Raw genomic sequence first — 21721 nt, forward strand, 5'->3', positions numbered from 1 at the left:
TGTTCCGCGTTATCCTCTAACGCCTAATTGCAAAATCCATGCTTAAACAAAAAATACCTATAACATCGAGCGAATCATTTTTGAGTTAACTGAATTACCCTTTTAACAAATGTTGGGCCTGGATCAGTTTTATCGGTTTGGTATGTTGGATCTTTTTCAAGCCATAGAGGAGTATTTTTATAGTTAAGGTACTCATTATGGCCTATTACATAGTGAATAGTCGGATATTTTTTCTTTAAATAACACACCAGAAATGCATTCGCTTTCACTTGTTCTGGAGTTAAATCATCTTTTCCATCCACACCGCCAATATTTTCTATACCTATTGCATAATGGTTGAGACCAATAACATGCCGGGCCATCCAGGTTTCAGGCATAAGCTGATAGATACTGCCATCTTTATCCACCACAAAATGACTTGAAACATTTAAATCCCCCGGCAAGTCACTTCGTCGTGGGGAACTGGAGGGTAACTTCGACGAATCAAATATCCGAAAAGTCACATCTAATGAAGGAATGCAGGTCCAATGGACTACGATCATTTGAGGCTCGATTTCAATTGATTGAGAATCAATCCCGTAATGAGTTAATTGATACTCACGTGTTAACGCAATACGCTCCTTGCCAAATTGAATTGGTTTTTGATGTATGACCTGAGGATCATGGCATGAGAACGCATACCCCAAGGTACTAATAAAAAAGGAGAGCAATGGAATAATTTTCATAATTTGAATTAGTGTCTGTTTAAAATGGTCCAACCCCTGCGCGGAGCTTCTTGTCCACGTCATCCAGTACATCTTAAGGATACCGCTTTCAAGCCTCGGTACGCAGGTGTTTGCGAATAATAGAAAAAGTGAATCGTTAACAGATCCTAGTGTATCACAAGAACTCAGGATGAAATAATTGTAAATCTTAGGGTCTGCTGACAATTCAAGTTTCGACGTCCCGCGACTTGTTCGCGGGATCCAATTCAATCTTTCTAGGCGCAATATATTCTTGTTTTGCGCAAGATCTATCGATTCCGCGAACAAGTCGCGGAAAGTAGGCTTGAACATAATAAAAGGTCAACAGCCCCTGATTTTATGAATACCTTAGGACGTGTTTGCAATTGAGCAAACAATTTACCGCTCATTTTACAAAATCAATATTTTAGACTAAATAATAACCATGTACCTTCACTAAGAGCAATAATGAAAAAATGGACTGGATTGCTTATTTCCTTATTAATTCTGATTCTCATCGCTTATTACATAATGGGATTCATGGTAGAACGTACACTCAACAAAAATATTCATGCAATTCATAAAACATCTGTGGCAAGCATTTATCTGGATCAATACCAACGTGGCTGGTTCTCATCACGAGCTAATCTGGTACTCGAAATGCATGTACCCGCCCAACAAGTAAAAGATGAAAGTGGAATGACAAAAAACAATCCTCCTGTCGATTTGAATATTAAGTTTCCACTAATGGTTGACCACGGGCCATTTATCTTTACCGACTCAGGGCTGCGTTTTGGATTAGGGTATGTGACAACCAAACCACAAACTCGCTATGGTGCGTTAATCAGTTATTGTAACAATACGATTTTCAGATACTCACTACCTTCTATTCTTACCAAGGGCAAAACAGGGCCTCAGGATTATCAATTTGAATGGCTGGGTTTAACCGCCGAACTTAAAATATCACCGGATATTGAAAAAGTTAAAGGTTATTGGAAGGCTTATGGATTCAATGGAGATGCCGCTAATGTTTCCTTTAAACTGGGCAAAGTGCGCAATGAATTTAAATTTTACTATACTGAAGGCTTGTGGATAGGCCAAACTCATTTATCAGTTCCTTATTTTACCCTAACTGCCGATAATGCCAAAGTAGTTGAAATGGACGCATTTGACTTGAGTTTAGGCTCTGATATCAGCAATAAGTTATTAAACTACAACGCCGATATAAATCTTAAAAAATTAAGTATCAATAATAATACTTACGGCCCAGGCTCCTTCAAGTTAAGCATTAAAAATCTGGATCCATCCGCAATGGCTGACATCAATAAATTGCAATGGACCATGCTGGAAAATAATCAACATCCAGAGTTAAATATGCTGGCCTTGCTTGCTGATTTGCCTAAACTGCTGTCTAAAGGATCGGAGCTTGATTTATCCGAGATGTATTTAACTGTACCGGATGGGACAATCACCGGCAGGCTAAATATAGTTTTGCCCCAAAGCGACATCAGTGATGCGGCACAAATCATGCAAAAAGCGCATGGAGAAGGGCAATTTAAAGCGCCCGCTGCTACTGTAAAAGCGCTCATCACCGCATCATTGGAAGGTAATTCATCTACTAATCAGGCACAATCCAATGGACAAACACAACCAACAACAACTCGAGATCCCGTACCTGAATCCTCAACTACTTCAGACCCAGTAAATGGCACAGTCAATCCGGAAGCCCAGGCAGACGCCATCATAAAGAACTATATTAATAAAGGTCTTTTAAAGGTGGAAGGGAATTATTATATTGTTGATATCAAGATTGAGAATCAACAGTTGTTTATTAATGGAAAACTATTTAGCCCAGAAATGCTCAACTGAGGTCATCGCGCCTTTCTGTTGATCAGTCGTTTATTGTTCATGAACTGCAGAGGAGCTCATCAAGGCAAAACCGGTGAGTTCTTCTGCTTATTTATGAGCCACTTTCATAAAATGATCATAAATCGCTCGGCTGGCCTGGGCGATAGCACGACTCCGTGAATAATCACTGGCTGCCTGCGATTTCACATATACTGCAATGGCAATGTGTCCTTTATTATTAGGCAGTGTGATGATCCCAACGTCACTGGCAAAACGGAACAGTTTTTTAGAACCAGGATATTTTAAATAATCTTGTTCATCAATTGCCCAGGTCCCCGTCTTGTGCGCCACTTTGACATTACCAGGCAGTAATCCTTTGATTCTGCTTCTTCCTGTTCTGCATTGTTCCATAATCTTGATGAGTATTTGTGTGCTGGACTCAGATAGAGCTTCTTTTTTATAAAGCTTTACCAGCAATTTTGCCATTTCATCCGGTGTGGTCGTATCCCGTTTGTCATTCTCAAAACGTTTCCAAGCCAACATTTTATTCTTGAGTGGAATACTATTAAATATTTTTTTCCAGGAATAAACAGAACGAGGTGTTTCCATTAGCGAATGATCCACATGGTTCGTATCCATAAACATCTCGAGAATGGAGCGATTTATTAGTATATTCTTGAATCCAAGTTCATACATGCGTTTCGTAACATATTCTGGTCCATTCACAGTATGCAAAATGGTGTCGCTTGCGCTGTTATCACTATTAGCAAGCATATACTTGAGAATTTGCTGCATTGACATGCTGATTTTTTTTCGCTCACATGCATGATGCAGCGCTCCGGAACCTGGCACGGCATTACTCAGTCCAAGCTTCACTATTCGATTTAGAGAATCTTTTTTTTGGTCAACCCGGTGTAAAAAGGCCATCGCAATAGGCAACTTGATAGTACTTGCCATAAAAAAGCGTTTCGTACTATTGTGGGATATTACCTTATTTTTCTCTATATAGATGGCGGTGATCCCCATTATCGAATTCGATTTTTTCTCGATAGCAGCGATTTTTTTAGCTATTTCGGCATCACTATTGGACGCAAAACAAGCCAATGAACTCAAGACACAAGAAAAGAGACACAGAAAGAAGCTCATTCTTTTTAAAAGTGCACTCTTTGGCAAAGATAATTTTATGTCCATAAAATAGTTTTATATCCCTTGTTCATAATGCATTTGAAACCGTCTCTGTTTAAATACCATTATTTAATAATTGCACTGATTTTAGTAGCTCTTTTCAGGATATATTTTTAGATCGGATTCTCTGTACATGGAAAGGCAAAAGTGACACTATGCGCTCGTTGTTTTTTAAATGATAGAAGGGGCTGTTGTCAGTTGCACTATAACCCAAGCCCTCTTTACTCATAGCTCAACTCAAATAAATTACAGGAGGTATTCATGAAAAAATTCGTTCTTTCTTTAGGTCTCGGTCTTACTCTTGCAGTGAATGCTTTTGCAGACAATGTGCTCGACCAACTCAATTTGCACGTAGTCAAAATTCTAAGCCCCGTCCAAAATGAATCAACCACCGCACAGCTCACATTCAAGGAAATAGAAACGACTCAGGAACATGCATCCAAAGTTACCCTGAATTCATTTTATCAAAAAAAAGGCTCTCAAAATGTATTCGAATTAAAACTCGATAATCTCGCCTACAATTATGGAGATGGAACCAATCCTACTACTGTGATCAGAGGCTCACTTGGAGTTGATTTCACCAAACTACTGCCGCAGGATCAAATCAACTCTATGATTCCCCTGGCAGTTCAGATAATAGAAACGCTCGCTAAAGAATACACTGAAGAAGAATATGGTGATGCAGCATCCATCAAAGCAGTAATCACGTCAACAAACAAAGACAGTGAAGACAATTACACCAGTCTCACTGCCTTAATTTCAGTTAAGATCGATCTCTCCAAGCTGCCCGAGGCAACCCTAAAAGAAGACATTATAATCACGGACATGGTACTTTCATTGAACATCAACTTGAAGACCGGTCTCATCATTGATGCCTTCATAATCAGTAATCCAGAGTACAGTGGATTTAATAATGACGAACAAGGACTTAAAGAACTATTGGATCGACTACTCGCACGCGATGAAGCAGTCATGGAAGAAATTCAAAACATGGTTCAACGATTAGATGACATCGCCTCCATGATTGTTGAAAAACCCAATGATTTCAAATTTTCAGGTCTATTTGGCTCCCGCTCTAAACCCTCTTTATCCTGATTAAAGCTATAATTCTGATCTGGGTCATTTTGGCCCAGCTTCATCTCATTAAAATACTAAGTCCATATAACAGCACTATTTTTTAACCTGTTTTCATAGAATAGTATTTTAATACTTGATAATGTATCGTTCAGTCGACACGTCACTGATACATCTCGTGACTACTTCCTAGAGAGCATGATGCTTTGGATCCTGGTTTCCCTCTTTTTTTGTTGGTTAATTTACCGCGAATTGAACGGTCACATGCCCGTTTTCAAACCTTATGTCACTGTATTATTGCTGTTAGCATTCGCATTTGCATGGGCACCTGTTCAACACTGGAGAACAGAACGACTATTGACTGCCATAGCCAGCCAATTAGCCGACAATCATCTCGTAAAGGTACATTGTAACACCTTGTTTGATACTCTATTCGATGAAGATCCCCGGGTAGGAGGTCATACGGATCCCAAAACAGGGCATATAGTCATTCAATACCCCAGGTGTTCCATTCTAATGAACTATCGTACCCATCCGGATCATGCAAGTCCAGAAGAAATCATTAGCCTGAACATTCTGACTCACGAAAGCATGCATGCCCGTGGTGAGTACAATGAAGCCAAAACAGAATGTCAGGCCGTGCAAAGAAATTACCGAACAGCAAGGCTACTTGGTGTGCCAGAGCCCATCGCCAAAAAAAATGCCCTTGAGTACTATAAAAATCATTATTTGACCCGAAGTGATGGCTATTTTTCTAAAGAGTGCGCGCCTGGAAAAAGTATGGATGAGCACTTGAGTGATTCAATTTGGAATGAATAAACAAACTACGACATTCAGACGAACCCTCTTCAATCATAAAACGTGATGATCTGTTGTGAATCAAGGTTACCCAGATATTGAGATAACCCTTGATGAATAGATCATCCTATTGAGGCAGATCGCATTGTTCATCACATTCTTTCAAATGGACACGCTCTAAAACATCGCTAATAATTTTCACCTTCGACAGATTACGACGAGTATTATCCGATAAAATCACTTGTGCCGAGGTCACTTGATTACCAGTGTACTGGAGAGCGATGCCTCCAATACCTAATTGATTCAATTGGCGGTATTCCAGAATGTCTTTGTATTGTAAATAACGCCCAAAATAATAATCTTTAAAATCAGGGCTATCCAAAGCAATATATCCATTCTTATTACTATCATAATCCTGCAGCTGTTTGAGCGAACTCACAATATCAAGCTTATCCTCATTAGGCACTACTTTTAAAAAAATCAGCGCGTCACCGTCAATCAAGCTTTGGGGTGTCACGGTGCTGTGTCTGCCGTCGTAGTCAAAAGCAAGAACGGTAGAATTTAAAACGGGGCCTATATGATGAGCAGGCGATTGGTGGAGAAAAAAATAAATTACGCTGGCTAATATAAAAAAAAGCAATATCCCTTTCAATCCCATGCTTGTCCTTAATAATAAAGATAAGTTCTTTGCTGCTCATGCTCTTAACATCATAATATACTACAGGGATATTTAAAATGATTCACCGATGGACGCTAAAACAACTTATTAATATCGAGGTGTGTTGGGATTTGCACTGCAAATCGCAAATCATCCAAATTTATGTGATTTGAATCTAATTCTTAAGTTTCGATAGAGTGCACTCAGCACAAAGACCTTTGATTTCTACAGTGCAATTGATAATTGAAAACTGGATGGCGTTAGCCGATTCAGTTACAGAGGTAAAATCGATAACGCATTCCAATTCTTTAACAAAATCACATTGATTACAGATAAGAAATTGAGACTGCCCCACGTGATGACCATGCAAACAGGCGACATAAGACTTAAGGCTGTCAATACAGTGAATAAATCCCTCCTGATGCCAAAACTGAATCGCACGATAGACTGTAGGCGGCTTGGGATTCTCAATTTCCAAAGACAAGCGCTGCAATATTTCGTAAGCTCCGAGAGGTTTTCTCTCATCAACCAATATTTTAAGAACGCGCTCTCTTGGCTCTGTAAATCGGTAACCATGGCTCATACAATGATTATATGCTCTATCCAACAAATTATGTTTCATTAGCCATCTTTACGTTTAATCATTAGAACGCACTATTTTATCATAATTTCAATGAAAAATTATCAATTCAAGAAAACCATTGGGTTACATAAATTTGTAGCCCCCTACCACATCATCCCAAGCGCAGCGCTGTCTCTTAATCAGAGCATTGGCTAAACACAGTGGTTCCCGCGGTCGATGCCGCGGGAATTCGGTTGAGATATGAGGAATTGCCATGCTTCGAATTTCCGCGGCATCGACCGCGGAATCCATACCTTAGAGCTGGACTGAATTTTGAAGATGTGGAGAAGATTCAAAGTGCCGCGAGGATGAGGGATGACGTGGCAGGAAGTTACATAAATTTAATATTGTGTCTAAAAATTATTTAATCTTACTTGCTCTTCAACAATTGAGTGTTATATTATAACACTTCTTTGGAGGTTGATATGCACTTAAAGCGATCACGGTGCCCTTTAACATCGCTTTAATCATTTAAATAGAGGAAACCAATGTATTATTATAACTATAGATTCCATCTTTCTGATGATACCCAACTTCCCGATCCCCAAAAAATTGAACGAATTTTGACTGAAGCGAAAGAATTAGATGTAGTGCGTATTGCAATCAATGTCACTGATACTAACAAAAGCATCAGTTTATTGAGTTCCTCCAAAGACCAAAAGGCCATTCAAAATCAGGTAAACCAACTTTTATTGGCAGAAGAAATCACCTTAAGTGAATTGTTCGAGTCTGAAGCCATTTGGCATGAAAATAAAATAAAACATAAAGATCACACACATTCACCACAAACATTACATTCCAAGCATTCTAAAAAACACGAGAAAAAGACCAAGCACCCTCACTCCCATAATCACCACCACGGTCATCACCATGGCCATAGTCACGATCATGATCACCATGACAATCATTGGCTGAAAGCAACTTTGGGATTAATTTGGGGTATAGGATTACTTGCCCTCTCTATTGCAAGTTTTAATATACCAATGATGGCCTATTACGTCGTAACCGGGCTTACTACACTAATGACCTTCTATTTAGGTCGCACTGTTTATCAATCAGCCTGGCATACCTTGCAGAGTTTAAATTGGGATACTACGACTTTATACGCAATAAGTACTTTGACCATTGTGGGCGTCTCTTTAGCCAGTATGTTTGTCCCCGGATTACCGATGATGTTTGAGGCAGCCCCATTAGTTTTAGGCTTTTGGCATTTAGGTGAAGGTATTGAGCATACCCTAATCGATAAAATCAATAAAAAACTGGATGTTCGCGATTGCGTGCCTCCATTCGTACAATTAAATGGAGAAACGGATAAGGAAATTTCAGTCAAGCAATTAATTCCCAACGATATTATTATAGTAAACAAGGGAGAGGTAATTCCCGTCGATGGTGTGTTAACACAGGATGCGCTTCTTTATACCACACGAGTCGATGGCTCCCCCAACCTCCGCACTTTTAAAGCCGGTGATGAAGTTAAATCAGGCATGCGCCTGGCAGACCACATTCCCTCATTGGAACTACGTGTTTCCAAAACCTATCAAAATTCTCATCTCTCATTAATCGCAAAAAATATCAGTAAAGCGAACCATGAGAAAGCACCGGTTGAGCTGTTTGCGGATCAAGTCATATACTATTTCATCCCTGGTTTACTCGCTGTTGCCCTGGTATCCGGCCTTGTCATCGGTACGTTATTTACCCCCGCGATTGCACTTCAATGCGTTATCTCTGTTCTAGTCAGCGCATGTCCCTGCGCTTTAAGCCTGATTACTCCCATGGCGGTTAAAATTGGTATGAAAAAAGCCTCTGAGCAAGGGATTCATTTTAAAAATGGAAAAGCCTTGCAAGCGACTTCTGATATAGACAGCATTGTTTTTGATCTGAATGGAACCCTTACCGAAGGCAAGATTGCTGTGGAGTCATTGCGTATTTCCGATGAAACACTTTTGAGCCATGTCGCATTATTAGAAGCCGAATCCGATCACCCTGCAGCTAAAGTTATTAAATCGCATATCCATAGTCAAGGCATAGTCCCAGGTGAATCTTTAGAAATTACTTCTGTTGATAAAAGCCATCACTCCGGAATAAAAGGGATAATTAATGGTGAATCCTTCCTCATTGGTAATAAAGACATGCTCAGTGCCAATGGAATATCTCAATACAACAAGCCTTTTGATAATCCTGACAACGGTTCTATTTATATTGTGCGTGGCACTGCGGTAATCGGTCAAATTGCCTTAACCGACCCTTTGCGTCCAGATGCTGTTGCAACAGTCAACCAGTTAAAACGCCTTGGCAAAACGGTACATATTTGTACCGGTGCCGACAGGGTAACAGCAGAGCGGTATGCTACTTTATTGGGGATTTCCAAAACGAATATTGCTGCGAATGCAGTCGGAGTGATGACTAATCCCAATGAACAATCAAAATCAGACTACATTCAAAAACTGCAGGCAACAGGCAAAAAAGTCGCGATGGTGGGTGATGCCGCAAATGATCTTACAGCGATAGCCTACTCAAACATAGGCATCGCAGTTCAATCCAGTATCGGTGATGCCGCTACGCAGCAGCATGCCGGCATAGTAGTCCAACAAGGTGTCTTATTCCCCATTGCTTCAGCATTTGATGTGGCTAAAAAAACCAAAGATAATATTTTTCAAAACCTGTTTATAAGCCTGGCCTATAATTCAGGAATTACCGCGGTTGCAGCAGGATTGTTTGTTGCCGTAGGTTTTGCCTTGAACCCCGTCCTGGGTGTTGCATTGATGGTACTTGAATCCACCATTGTACTAGCAAATTTATATCGTTTTAAACACCAGAACATTGTGTCTGCAGAAGCCCATAATACAAAGGCATCTCCTGCATCTGATGATACCACTACGAACATTCTAAACAGTTTGAATCATCGTTCACGACCTGATGCAAGCTTAACGAAACTACAAGAATCCAGTCCAATACACGGTCAAACCGGAACCTTATTTGCCTTCACCCCGAGGCGCTCTACTAATGATAAAAATGATGGAATCCATAAACCACAGGCCTGTGGATTGCAATAATGAACTGAGCACGAATACATCCAAAAACGCATCACATTGATAAAACTTGCAATTTAACAGCCCCTCAAATATTCTGAGGATCAAATAATAATACAGGGAGTCATTATGCCACGAGGTAACATATCAACAGATGAAGTTGGAAAAGCAGGAACTTTACTCAGTCTGGCTAACATGCTCTTGGCACCACTCTACTGGGCAGATACTCGACTGGGTCTTTCAGCAACAATTCTCGGTACTGTCGCATTTCTTTATGGCGCTCATGAGATAGGTAAAAATCGTAGGCCAATAGAAAATGCAACCAACCGTGCAAATAGTTTTTTTGGCGCAAAAACGGGAGATCAGAGCACTGAAATGCATAATGCACTGGCGAATATTGCAGCGGGTGGGGCTGCGATGTTCGATGAAGTATTCCCCGAAAACAAAACAAAACCCAGATAATCTATCCAGATCGCAACATAAGGCAACAACGTCGATTGATTGAGCGATTAAGAGCCACTCTCCAATATAAGAAGGAAGTGGCTGCACCAGAAATTCGTTGAACAATGTTCACCACCGAAACCAGATATCCTGTCTACTGTCCTTTTAAATACGATATGATTATTCAGATTCGATACTGAATAGTGTCACATCCTGAACATCCTCCGTTCAGGAACAGGATGTTAAAGCAGCCATCATTCAATATTCTGAATAACCTGCGCTTCAATGACCGCTTCCAGACAGTATTATTTTTAACACACATGAATGAATGAGGAGCCTGTCCTCATAAACAGCTTATAGCTACCCGCCTCTATTTAAGTTGCATCTGAGTGCGTTGAGAGTCGTCCTGTTTTATTGCCTCTCGTTCTTCTCCTATTTCGCTTTTCCAGGTACTTGCAAAGGCTTTGGAAGCTTCGGTTTTGAGAGCAGATTTACTGGCATCATAGGCGTCAATTAAATCAACCAGATCATTATTATAGGTAGCCTTAATACTGCTCACTGGTGATTGAAAATCAGCTGCTATTTTGGCCGCCAAATCGATTGACGCCCGATGCTCAATTCCATCTTGCTTCACCGGTTGTATGATGATTCTGGGTTGTTCTCCAAATAACCATTTAGACAAGATACCCGGTTTATATACCTGAATTGTAGCTGATGCTTTCGCACTATCATCCGTTAAGGTTAGCGTACCTTCATAGCCTGTAAACACATTAAGCCATGAGCTGGGTTTATCCACAGAGGCCTTAACATCCGCACTAACGTGTGGAAATACACCTTTAGGATTCGCGGTAGACTGAAGCAATAAATCCAGTTTGATAAAAGTAGGGTCATCACCAAGAATACTGGAATGAAATTCATACCCAGGATTAATTTTTACGAAATTAAGCTCAAAAGGTTCTTTTTTAAGCTGATCATACATTTCCTGTAAAAAAGCCCTATCAAAATCTTGTCCATCATTACAACCCCTTACATTTTTAACAAGCGCCTCAAATGTCATTTTATTTTTTTCTGCAATACTGGGATTGTGCATATCGGTATGGAGCATTATGGCTTGAAACGATAGCAAATATGCGGCATCTGAATTAATGAATACCCCTGGATTTTGCTCACAAAAAGTTTGGCTAAAACTCTCAACTAACCTGCCGATTTTCTGAGCTTCCCCTGGCAATTTAAAGGCTTTTAAAAACGTTCTTAGACCCGTGATAAAACTCTGCCCTCCAAAGTCCAGCTTAGGAGTAAAAGCACTTAAAACAGCCTGACTTTCAGCATCTGGAAGACTCAGATAATCACCAACAGCCTCTAAATCCAGATTTTGTTTTTGTTTTATAAAGAACTCTGCGATTTCCTCTTCAACCTGAACCTCTTCCTCACCCACTAATAAATCCTTTATTTTTTGGATTCCATTTTTAGGCTTGATGTTAAAGGCTTCAACAATTTCTCTCTGTGCGGTTGTTATTTTGGGATGCATACCTAAATCTCCTAACGGATTCATTCATCATAATTTTCCTAAATTAGAGACAAAGAATGAGACAAAAATAATCCATATGAATACATTATGACTTAAATGAATAAAAATAGGAAATTATAATTAAATTAGTATTTAATCCACACGAGATTGAAGAGCTCCGCCAGCGTGCCTGATGTCACTGTGTTCTCAGAAACTCACTGTACTGATCTTCATTAAAACCCAATGCAATTGTTTTGCCATTTTGGACCAGAACAGGTCGCTTAATCAGGGATGGATTGGCTATAATAAAATTAATTTTTTCCGATAAATTCAACACCTCGAACTGCTCTTTGTATTTTCGGTAGGTCATTCCTTTTTTGTTTATAGGGAGTTCACCAGCAGAATCACCCCACGATTCGATTTGTTCTTTTGTTGGTGGCGATTTTTTAAAATCAATAAACTCGTAATCAATTTTATTGTGTTCCAGGAATTTGCGAGCTTTTTTAACAGTATCGCAATTGGGTATTGCAAACATTAAAATCATTGGTGTCCGTAGTATTATTGTACGTTGGTATATCTTATCCGCATGCTCCTGTATTGCAACGATTTTTTAATGCCGGCTCCCCTAGCAAGAACGAGATTAAAGTATTAATCAATCTCAACTCACCACAGACAAACGGATTACCTCCGTATGAAGGCAACTTACTCTTAGGGCATTTTGTTGTTACACTTAATCTGATTCACCCAATACATGTGCCTCATCATCAGAACAATGGACGTTATAATGAAGCGCCAACCAGCCTTTAAAATACATAACCTGACCAAAACTTATCAAATGGGTGAAGTACAAATCCATGCATTGCAGCAGGTTAATCTGGAATTATATCAAGGTGAATTAGTTGTACTTTTAGGGCCTTCGGGTAGCGGTAAATCAACGCTGCTTAACATAATAGGAGGCCTTGATGTACCTACTTCTGGAGAAGTCATTTACAAAGATCACATCATCACGGCGTCTAGTGAACATGAGCTGACTCGATATCGACGTGAGCATATTGGATTTGTCTTTCAATTTTATAATTTAATTTCCAATTTAACAGCCTTGGAGAACGTATCAATCGTTACCGAGATTGCAGAGCGCCCCATGGACTCGCTGGAGGCAATCAAACTATTGGGGCTGGAGCATCGAATAGCACACTTCCCATCCCAACTATCGGGAGGTGAACAGCAACGAGTGGCCATTGCCCGCGCCATAGCCAAACAACCCGATGTACTTCTCTGTGATGAACCCACAGGAGCCCTTGATTGTGAAACGGGCAAAATCGTATTGGAAACCCTTGAGATTGCAAATACAAAACTCAACACAACCGTAGTCATCATTACCCACAATTTAGTTATTGGTGAAATGGCGGACCGGATAATCCATATCGCGGATGGTCGAATCGCTGGAATTATCGAAAACAAAAACAAACGAAAAGCCGCTGATTTATCATGGTAAAGAGCTTAAATAAGAAATTATTTCGTGATTTATTCAAGCTTAAAGGCCAGGTTATTACCATAGCTTTGGTAGTATGCAGCGGGATTAGCGTTTTAATATCATCATTCAGTACCTATCAATCGTTGTCCCAGGCGCAACAGACGTTTTACTCCGATTATCATTTTGCCCACGTATTTGCGAGTTTAAAACGAGCGCCTGTTTCCATGCACAAAAGAATAGAAGAAATACCTGGCGTATCTCAAGTGGAAACACGCATTGTTGAAGACGTCACTCTGGATTTGCCCTGGTTACAGGAACCAGCTATCGGGCGTTTTATATCCATACCCGACGCCAGACCATCTCATTTGAATCAGTTATTTTTACGCAAAGGACGTTTTCTTGAGGCTGGCAAAGCCAATGAGATCCTGGTTAATGAAGGCTTTGCTGAAGCTCATTCGATAAAACCCGGGGATCACATTTACGCCCTGTTAAACGGTCATCGTCAACTCCTGCGCATCGTAGGCATCGTCTTATCTCCAGAATACGTTTATGCCATTCGTGGTGAAGATCTCCTCCCCGATAATAAACATTTTGGGGTATTCTGGATGAACCACAAAGCACTCAGTGCTGCATTCGGAATGCAAGAAGGATTTAATGATATCAGTTTAACTTTGGCACCCAATGCATCAGAACAATTAGTGCGCAACAAGCTGGAACAATTATTCCTGGATTACGGCTTATCAATCACCTATCCCAGAAAAGAACAAGTATCGGATCGATTCGTAACCAATGAAATCAAGCAACAAAAAATTATAGCCTCCGTTATTCCACCTATTTTCCTGATAGTTGCTTCATTTTTATTAAATTTAGTTACAGGAAGACTGGTACAAAACCAACGAGAACAAATCGCTTTATTAAAAGCACTCGGTTATACTAATACGTCGATCATCCTTTATTATGCAAAACTCGTTCTGGTTATTGTATTTTGTGGTGCCATACTGGGGATAAGCCTGGGAGCTTGGTTTGGTCAATTAATGACTCAGCTCTATGCTGAATACTTCCGATTTCCCATCTTCAATTATTCATTTTCAATACAAGCCGCAATTATAGGCGTTTTAGTCAGTTTATTTTCAGCGGGATCCGGAGCCTTAAGATCAATACATCAAGTAGTGAATCTCGCTCCAGCGGTAGCGATGCGCCCTCCAGCACCTCCCATATACAGGACACTTCGCCTGGAGCAGATTGGTTTTATCTCTCGTTGTTCGGCAAGCGCGAAAATGTTTTACCGCCACACCTTCAGACATTTATTGCGTACTGTTATTACATCCGTTGGCATTGCTTTAGCAATGTCTATAGTCATCTTGGGACTCTTTTGGCAGGATGCCATTAACTATTTAATCAAAACGCAATTTTTGATGTCACAGAAAAACGATGCAACCGTGTCATTCACCCAGCAAGTGCAAGATAACGTGCTCGTTGAACTCAGGCATATCAAAGGGATTCTCAATTCGGAAGGGTATCGCCTGTCTCCAGCTTTATTAAGCCATCAAAACTATTCGGAACAAACGGCATTATATGGCATCCCATCCGACGCCAAATTAAAAATTATTCTCGATGATCATAAGAATCCAATTTCCATCCCAGAGCATGCCTTGGTATTGAGCCAAGGTTTGGCTGAGCGATTGCATGCAAGACTGGGTGATTGGATTCACATCAACATGCTTGAAGGGAACAGAGCAAAAACCCGGCTTGAAGTTCAAGGAATAGTAAATGATTATGTAGGAATGTTCGCCTACACGAATATTCGTTTAATGAATCGAATTCAGAATGAAGATCATCTGATAAATCGTGCCGGCATTTCTATTGATCCTCAGTACATGAATCAGTTATATAAGGAAATCAAACAAATACCTAAAGTCAGTTCGATAACGTTTAATAATTCAATTGTGCAAACCTTTAAAGAAACCTTTGCAAAACACATACTGGTTTTTACTTCAATATTAACCGGGTTTGCACTGGTTATCGCGATTGCTGTGGTTTATAACAATGCCATCATTATTCTGGCTGAGCGTTCATGGGAATTGTCCACATTAAGAGTATTGGGTTTCACTGAGCAAGAAGTATCTAAAATCCTCTTTTATACCATTATTTTGGAAGTACTTTTAGCGATACCTATGGGCATTCTCTTTGGATATTGGATTTCATGGTCTATATTAGAGTTAATGCAGACTGACTGGTTTAAAATTCCTTTTATAATAGAAGCAAAAACCTATGCAATATCCATAATTGTAGTAGTGGTTTCAAGCATCATCAGTATGTTGATTATTAAAAAACGAGTACAACAACTCAATTTAACTGCTGTATTGAAAGTAGGTGATTAGTGCCAGTACTTAATTCAAAATTAAAAAAATACCTAGGACTTTTTATTGTATCAGTCTTGTGTCTGAGCATTATTTTTTGGTTAATCTTGCCAACACCAATCAAGGTGCAACTGGCTGAAGTTAGCTATGGTCCCTATTCAGAATACATCGAAGAAGATGCAAAGACGCGAGCGATAAAAATATACACGATAACCGCCCCGGTGATGGGAAAATTACTCCGAATCAACTACCTTGAAGGCGATTCGGTACACCAGAATGACATACTGGCAACCATTCTACCGGCCTTACCCTCTTTACTGGATGTGCGAGCCAAAGAGCAACTGGAACAAGAGCTAGGCGCTGCCGAAGCCCAGTACGAGGAAGCGAAAGCCATTTTGGAACAAGCCAAAGCAGCATTAGATACAGCCCTTTCGGATTTTAACAGAAAAAAATCTTTAGTAGCGAAGGGATACGTCAGTCCAAGTGATATAGAACATACTGAATTAGAATACAAGCTAAAACAAAAAATCGTGCATGCCGCCGAACGAAAAGTGCATAGTGCCGAACACGATATTGAAAAAATTAAAGCGTCTTTAAGCGCAACAACAGAGAATCAAAATTACTCTCAAGAGAAAGTTAACCTTTTTGCTCCAATCTCGGGAAAAATATTACGAATTAATCAAAAAAGTGAGAGTACCCTCAATGTAGGCACCAATATCATGGAACTGGCTGACGTCACCCAACTGGAAATAGTAGCGGATGTCCTAAGTACCGATGCGGCTCAAATCCCCAATAAAGCCAAGGTATTAATTAAGCGATGGGGTGGGCCTAAAGATTTAACAGGGACTGTACGCACCGTTGAGCCAAGTGGCTATACTAAAATTTCAGCTCTGGGAGTCGAGGAACAACGAGTCAATGTCATTATCGATATTACCTCTCCTCACGAACAATGGAACAATCTTGGGGATGAGTTTCGGGTTGATGTCGATATTTTTATATACGAATCAGAAAAAGAATTGCTAGTGCCGATGAGTGCTTTATTTCGAGACTCTGAACAGTGGGCAGTATTCGTCGCTGAACATGGCAAAGCCATCAAACGAATAATTGAAATAAAACGGCATAATTTGGATGCTGCAATTGTGGCAAGCGGAATCAAGGAAGGAGAACAGGTAGTGCTTTATCCCGGAAACCTAATCAGTAATGGGGTGAGAATCAAAGAATAAGTAATGAACCCTGAAATTACCTTATTTCCCATAAACTTCCAACACGCCAAAATTCATGTTCCAACACCATAACCCGTTTGATCTCTAATTGAATAAAGGAATCATTTATCGACCTGGAACCTTTAGAACATTTCAGATTGATCTTAAAAAGGACAAAGGATAATATACTCTCACACCACACCAAAAGAGAGAACCATGTTTTCAAAAAAACAAAAAAGCGATTTCACCTCACAAGATTTTCATAAAATTCTTCAAAATTATACCGCTCAAGAAGATTTGGTATTACGCCAGTTACAAGATGGCTCTATGTCAAAAATCCAGGCCCAATCTGAACTACAACGCTTATCCAGCTTAAAGAGTTCGTATCGCGAGAACATGCAAGCGGCGCTCGAAGAGGAGCAGCGCTCTTCTTATTCACCAAAATAACCGGATTTTCTGGCTTGGAACACTCGTTGAATGAGTTAAAAACGTTCAACGTGCGCTGCGTTTATCTTTGATTCAACGATGTTCACTGCCGTTTAAATTCTAGTGAGGAATTTAAACGCTTCTCAAAGTTTAGGTAATGCCTCTAAATTCCATTTGTATCACCCTCATTGGTGCATATGGCATTTAGAGGATAAATTAAATTGCAATCAGCGGTCATTATAAACTTAAGGGTTATTGCATACAGAAGGTTGGATAGCTCCGTGTTCTAGCAATAATGCGATTATTTTTTCCATATGTTCCGTCTCATTAAACGTTGTTTTACAAAGATGCAAAGGAGTATTATCGTGATTATCTTTTGCATTAATGTCGACATGAGTATTCTCAATGAGCCAGTGAACTACCGCTAAATTGCCTGATTTTACGGCATAATGCAGCACGCTAAACCCTTCTGAGTCAGTTAAATCGGTTCTGGCCCCGTGTGCAATAAGAGTTTGCACCGCAGAAAGCCTTCCCAACTCAGCAGCGAGCATCAAAGGTGTTCTTCCAAGGAAATCAAGAGGATCTTTATTGATACTCAATTTACAACATTCTTCAATAAGAGGCTGGTTCGAGTAACGGGCAGCATAATGTAAGGGTGAGCAGCCCTTACTGTCAGTAAGGGTAGTTCCATCTTTAACCTGTAGTAAAAGAAGGGTGCTTTCAAATTTATTGTTTAAAATTGCTGTATGTATGGGGTAGTGAGTATGATTATTCTTGATGTAAGCAAGCTCGCCATCGGTTGCCAATGTTTCTTTTATTAACTCATCAAAACCCTGAAGTGCCATCTGATGTAACACCGTATTACCATTGTTATCTTGATGATTTAAAGGTTGATTTCCTTTATCTTTTAATAGATTAAAAATCTTGACTTTGTTCTGCCTCAGCTGAGCATCATGAAGAATGGGTACAATGAGCGCACTAAACAATGGGTATTGATTTTGCTTACTAAGAATACAGGTATCCGCCCCCAAAGAAAGCAAGATTTTTATGGTGGTTAAATGACCTTCAAGAGCGGCTAAATGTAATGGCGTTAAGCCATCTATATTTTTATCATTTAATAAAGATTGTTGTGGTTTTAACGAGAACAGAACTCGATCAAACCCCATTGATGCGAGAGCAGAAATGACACTTTCTCCATCCAGGAGCGGATTTGATTTCCCAATATCCTGCGTTGTTTCGGGTAAAATAAGATCCAGGTATAACTCTGTAACTTCTTTATATTGGTCAAACTGTTCCGTTTCATTTCCCGAGAAATCGATATCAGTTGATACGTGCTCATGAAACCATTGCTTTAAAAGTTCAAGATTATTTGAGAAGGATTGATCAGCATTGATTCCTATCTCAGAGCATAATAAATTAAAATTCATTGTTTAATATCCTTGAGTTAAATTTTAAATGATCTTTCTTCATTTTTAACATGTTCTTCATCTTTTTGCTGTTTCGGGGTATCCATTTGAGTTTTAAATTTACTCTTGAACTCTTTAAAGCTTTGAGCTGCCTTATCCTGATCAATTGCTCCATCTTTAGTGAGATAAGTCTTTCCACTGGATCCCCAATAACGGTGGGATGCAATAGCCTTCAACACGTGTTCTGATTTAGCCGAGCCAAAAAAATTACATCGTTCTTCTATGGACAATTTACTCATTTCATTTTCAATTCGGGTTGCTTTGGCGTTCATACCTACAGTGAAGAATCCAGCCTTCTCTTTAAATCCATTAATTACTTTTTTTACTTCTTGAGATGCTTTGTCCGCTTTTAATCTACTCACAGTAGTTTCTAATTCTTTTAAAATAGTGTCACGCTCACCGGAATTTGTCGCACTATTAATTTGTTTTTGCTTATCACGAATATAATCATTCATTACCTGATCATGTTCACTAAATTTTAATTTTTTAAGATCTGTAAAAACATTCTTAAACTCTGGATTATTAATCATAAACAATCGATCGACCGCTTCCCTTATGGGCATGCGTTCAGAAGAATCTGGTTTGATTAATCCTTTAATTAGTTCCTTGTATTCTGCCCCTTCTTTCGTCTTAAAAACATCACTATCAAAATTATAATGTGCCCCATCATCTCCAATAGCTCTCTTACCAGAGGTATAATAGTATAAATTTTTCCCCAAAATATAAGCATGAACAGAATCTGCATTTAATGTATACTGACCAAACTCGGGAGGACGAAACCCCGGTGTTGATAGCATTCCACTGTATTCATTTCCTGGTATCCCAGGACGGTACTGTCCCACTTTATCTGTAAATAGAAAACTCTTGGTATCCGCAAGACGAATTTTATTCTCTTCATCGACCAACCAATTGGTGATTTTTGCATCAGGAAACATACATCCTGCTTCTTGAATTTCCAACAGAGTAGTTGACATTTGTTCAAAAATTTTACCAGTATTTTCTACCAACTCAGGCACAGTAGTGATTTGTTCACGTTGTTGATCAACACTGCCTCCTTTACAAAATTCAGTAACAAGAATTGTTCTCTGTATAGGATACCCATCATAATCTTTACCTATAGCAGTCCTCTCTGCATCTATTGGAGCAAATTTATCTCCCAGTTTCTCTCGTAAATGAGATTCAATATTTCTGGGCATATTGAGGCGGTAATCTACTTTTAAAACGGATTCACTGCCATCTTTGAGTCGTGTAACTTTGAAGTTTTTAGAGTTACCTCCACCCAAAAAACTAATTTCATGATTTTTAAGAAATTGACGAAAAGCGTTTGCCTCTTCACTCTTATCAGCTGCTGGATAGAGTTCTTTGAGTTCAGTGTCTAAATCTGCTGCCCTACCTTTATTCAATACATCAAGATATGCTGCCCTGCCTTTATTCAATATATCAAGAAGTTGATTAATTTTCTCGGGAGACATATTGGCAATAACTTCAGTCAAAGAGGACGATTTTTTTGAAGAGCTAAACGAAGAAATTCCCAGACTTGTTCGTTGATATTGTATCTCTTTAAATAATGTATCATGAGCAGCTTGATAACCGGGAGAACCTGCTATTTGACTTGGTTTGTACTTATAATCTACCTCTTGTATTTTCTTTTGTATTTCTTTTAGAGTATCTATTTTACCGGAATCTTTGTCTTGTTGGTTATACTGGTCAATCAGTTGATTTATTTCCCTGGTGAATTTATCCATGCCACTACGAGGTAATGCACCATGTGCAAAATTAGAAAGACGTGGCATTGGCTTTGTGGGAGGAAGTTTAGGCTTCCTTTGAAGTAACTTGGAAAGCATAATGATCTTACCTAATAGTTTAGGGATATGATTAAATTATATACTCTAAGTTGTTTTTTTGTCTGAATTTTGTCAGTTTTGCCTATTCCTTTACATTTTAGATGGATGTAACGGAACACGAATCGGATTATGAAGGCATAAAAGAAGGTCAGCGAAGTAGCCGATAGAGGGTCAGATCTTGCCCTTTGCCTCTTGTGTGATGTTGCTTGATAATTCCTCTGATAGATAAATCACCTCTCTTTAGTGGCACTTATTTTTACTATAAATACCGTATTTAATACGGTTTCTATTATGGACCAGCATATTTACAATCAATTTAGTCCTGTATTTCCTGGTTAAGTAGACACACGAAATACCAGATGCTTGTTCAATTATTTAAAATTCTTTGGAGATTTAATATGCGTTTTTATTTTTTTAAATGCACACAAGATCACATTTTGACAAAATTAAGAGAGCTTGACCCAAATACGAGTTCGTTGGATTTGAGCTATAGTCACCTCATCGACAGAAGCGGAGCAGAACTCGTTACAATGACGCAACTTTTCCCACAGGGCCTACGTTCGTTAGATTTAAGCTGGAATAGGCTTGGTTTGAAATCTGTGCAAGAACTTGTTGCAATCATAAAAGCTTTACCACAAGGTTTGATAACACTGGATTTTTCATTTAATCATATCGGCTCAAAAACCGACGATGAATTAATAGAGATTTTCAGTGCATTTAAAGAGACCTCCATCACAAAGATGAGAATTGAAAACAGCATCTCTCTAAGACCGGAAGTCTGGAAGCTGCTCAATGAAATATTGTTAAATAACAAAGAAAAACATTCTCAAGCCGAACAATCACAAGAACCAAGCTTAATGGTATGACAGGCTTACAAAGGCTGATTAATTTGCCAGTCAAACAAAAGGCCCGCCGAATAAGGAGAGGCAAAAGACAGAGGGTCAGGTAATCCCCCCGAAAAATAATTGATGCCAAAAATAGAATTTTCTCATAATCTATGCTGGAGGAGATTCTGCATGAAAAGATCAAAATTTAGTGACAATCAAATACTATCGATTCTAAAAC

The 21721-nt window shown here is 39.3% G+C and carries 19 protein-coding genes; 11 read left to right on the forward strand and 8 right to left on the reverse strand.

Features of this window, described 5'->3' with window-relative positions:
- Positions 1-74 precede the first annotated feature (74 nt).
- Entirely contained in the window at positions 75-725 is a 651-nt protein-coding gene (locus ELY21_RS13290; RefSeq protein WP_127110226.1) for an N-acetylmuramoyl-L-alanine amidase, read from the reverse strand.
- 465 nt (positions 726-1190) lie between these two features.
- Here ELY21_RS13290 and ELY21_RS13295 point away from each other — a divergent pair, with 465 nt between their 5' ends.
- Entirely contained in the window at positions 1191-2591 is a 1401-nt protein-coding gene (locus ELY21_RS13295) for a YdgA family protein (protein ID WP_127110228.1), read from the forward strand.
- 87 nt (positions 2592-2678) lie between these two features.
- Here ELY21_RS13295 and bla read toward each other — a convergent pair whose 3' ends face one another.
- The gene (bla, locus tag ELY21_RS13300) at positions 2679-3761 is read right to left on the reverse strand and encodes a class A beta-lactamase (protein ID WP_233588716.1); all 1083 of its coding nucleotides are present in this window, start codon (positions 3759-3761) and stop codon (positions 2679-2681) included.
- A 255-nt stretch (positions 3762-4016) separates the two neighbouring features.
- Between bla and ELY21_RS13305 the strand changes: the two genes are divergently transcribed.
- Positions 4017-4850 (forward strand): hypothetical protein, encoded by an 834-nt coding sequence (locus ELY21_RS13305; protein ID WP_199741718.1) that lies wholly within the window; start codon positions 4017-4019, stop codon positions 4848-4850.
- A gap of 243 nt (positions 4851-5093) precedes the next feature.
- Entirely contained in the window at positions 5094-5648 is a 555-nt protein-coding gene (locus tag ELY21_RS13310; protein WP_233588717.1) for a hypothetical protein, read from the forward strand.
- A 106-nt stretch (positions 5649-5754) separates the two neighbouring features.
- Here the strand turns inward: ELY21_RS13310 and ELY21_RS13315 are convergent, their stop codons facing one another.
- Complete coding sequence (locus tag ELY21_RS13315) at positions 5755-6285, reverse strand: hypothetical protein (RefSeq protein WP_127110230.1); 531 nt, start codon at positions 6283-6285, stop codon at positions 5755-5757.
- A gap of 175 nt (positions 6286-6460) precedes the next feature.
- On the reverse strand, positions 6461-6907 hold the full coding sequence (locus ELY21_RS13320; RefSeq protein ID WP_127110232.1) for a Fur family transcriptional regulator: 447 nt from the start codon (positions 6905-6907) through the stop codon (positions 6461-6463).
- 488 nt (positions 6908-7395) lie between these two features.
- Here ELY21_RS13320 and ELY21_RS13325 point away from each other — a divergent pair, with 488 nt between their 5' ends.
- Together ELY21_RS13325 and ELY21_RS13330 are read left to right on the forward strand one after the other, a co-directional pair.
- Entirely contained in the window at positions 7396-9960 is a 2565-nt protein-coding gene (locus ELY21_RS13325) for a cation-translocating P-type ATPase (RefSeq protein WP_127110234.1), read from the forward strand.
- A 105-nt stretch (positions 9961-10065) separates the two neighbouring features.
- On the forward strand, positions 10066-10398 hold the full coding sequence (locus tag ELY21_RS13330) for a hypothetical protein (protein ID WP_028385385.1): 333 nt from the start codon (positions 10066-10068) through the stop codon (positions 10396-10398).
- 349 nt (positions 10399-10747) lie between these two features.
- Here ELY21_RS13330 and ralF read toward each other — a convergent pair whose 3' ends face one another.
- On the reverse strand, positions 10748-11929 hold the full coding sequence (gene ralF / locus ELY21_RS13335) for a T4SS guanine nucleotide exchange effector RalF (protein ID WP_233588718.1): 1182 nt from the start codon (positions 11927-11929) through the stop codon (positions 10748-10750).
- Positions 11930-12080: 151 nt separating this feature from the next.
- Positions 12081-12428: an arsenate reductase family protein gene (locus ELY21_RS13340; protein WP_127110236.1), complete on the reverse strand. Its 348-nt coding sequence runs from the start codon at positions 12426-12428 to the stop codon at positions 12081-12083.
- Positions 12429-12430: 2 nt separating this feature from the next.
- Here ELY21_RS13340 and ELY21_RS13345 point away from each other — a divergent pair, with 2 nt between their 5' ends.
- From ELY21_RS13345 to ELY21_RS13365, 5 genes are all read left to right on the forward strand, one after another.
- Positions 12431-12691 (forward strand): hypothetical protein, encoded by a 261-nt coding sequence (locus ELY21_RS13345; protein WP_127110238.1) that lies wholly within the window; start codon positions 12431-12433, stop codon positions 12689-12691.
- A complete protein-coding gene (locus tag ELY21_RS13350; RefSeq protein WP_127110240.1) occupies positions 12669-13379 on the forward strand; it encodes an ABC transporter ATP-binding protein in 711 nt (236 codons plus the stop codon). The genes ELY21_RS13345 and ELY21_RS13350 overlap by 23 nt, the downstream gene beginning before the upstream one ends.
- Complete coding sequence (locus ELY21_RS13355) at positions 13373-15739, forward strand: ABC transporter permease (protein WP_127110242.1); 2367 nt, start codon at positions 13373-13375, stop codon at positions 15737-15739. The genes ELY21_RS13350 and ELY21_RS13355 overlap by 7 nt, the downstream gene beginning before the upstream one ends.
- On the forward strand, positions 15739-16941 hold the full coding sequence (locus tag ELY21_RS13360; protein ID WP_127110244.1) for an efflux RND transporter periplasmic adaptor subunit: 1203 nt from the start codon (positions 15739-15741) through the stop codon (positions 16939-16941). The genes ELY21_RS13355 and ELY21_RS13360 overlap by 1 nt, the downstream gene beginning before the upstream one ends.
- Positions 16942-17136: 195 nt before the next feature.
- Positions 17137-17367 carry a hypothetical protein gene (locus tag ELY21_RS13365; RefSeq protein ID WP_127110246.1) on the forward strand — a complete coding sequence of 77 codons (231 nt, stop codon included), beginning with the start codon at positions 17137-17139 and terminating at the stop codon, positions 17365-17367.
- A gap of 224 nt (positions 17368-17591) precedes the next feature.
- Here ELY21_RS13365 and ELY21_RS13370 read toward each other — a convergent pair whose 3' ends face one another.
- Positions 17592-18773, reverse strand: coding sequence for an ankyrin repeat domain-containing protein (locus ELY21_RS13370; RefSeq protein WP_127110248.1), 1182 nt, complete (start codon positions 18771-18773; stop codon positions 17592-17594).
- A 17-nt stretch (positions 18774-18790) separates the two neighbouring features.
- Positions 18791-20656 (reverse strand): hypothetical protein, encoded by a 1866-nt coding sequence (locus ELY21_RS13375; protein WP_127110250.1) that lies wholly within the window; start codon positions 20654-20656, stop codon positions 18791-18793.
- 398 nt (positions 20657-21054) lie between these two features.
- Here ELY21_RS13375 and ELY21_RS13380 point away from each other — a divergent pair, with 398 nt between their 5' ends.
- On the forward strand, positions 21055-21522 hold the full coding sequence (locus tag ELY21_RS13380; RefSeq protein WP_158618567.1) for a hypothetical protein: 468 nt from the start codon (positions 21055-21057) through the stop codon (positions 21520-21522).
- Positions 21523-21721: the final 199 nt, after the last annotated feature.

Origin of the sequence: Legionella sp. km535, assembly GCF_003990085.1 — a bacterium.
GTDB lineage: Bacteria > Pseudomonadota > Gammaproteobacteria > Legionellales > Legionellaceae > Legionella > Legionella moravica.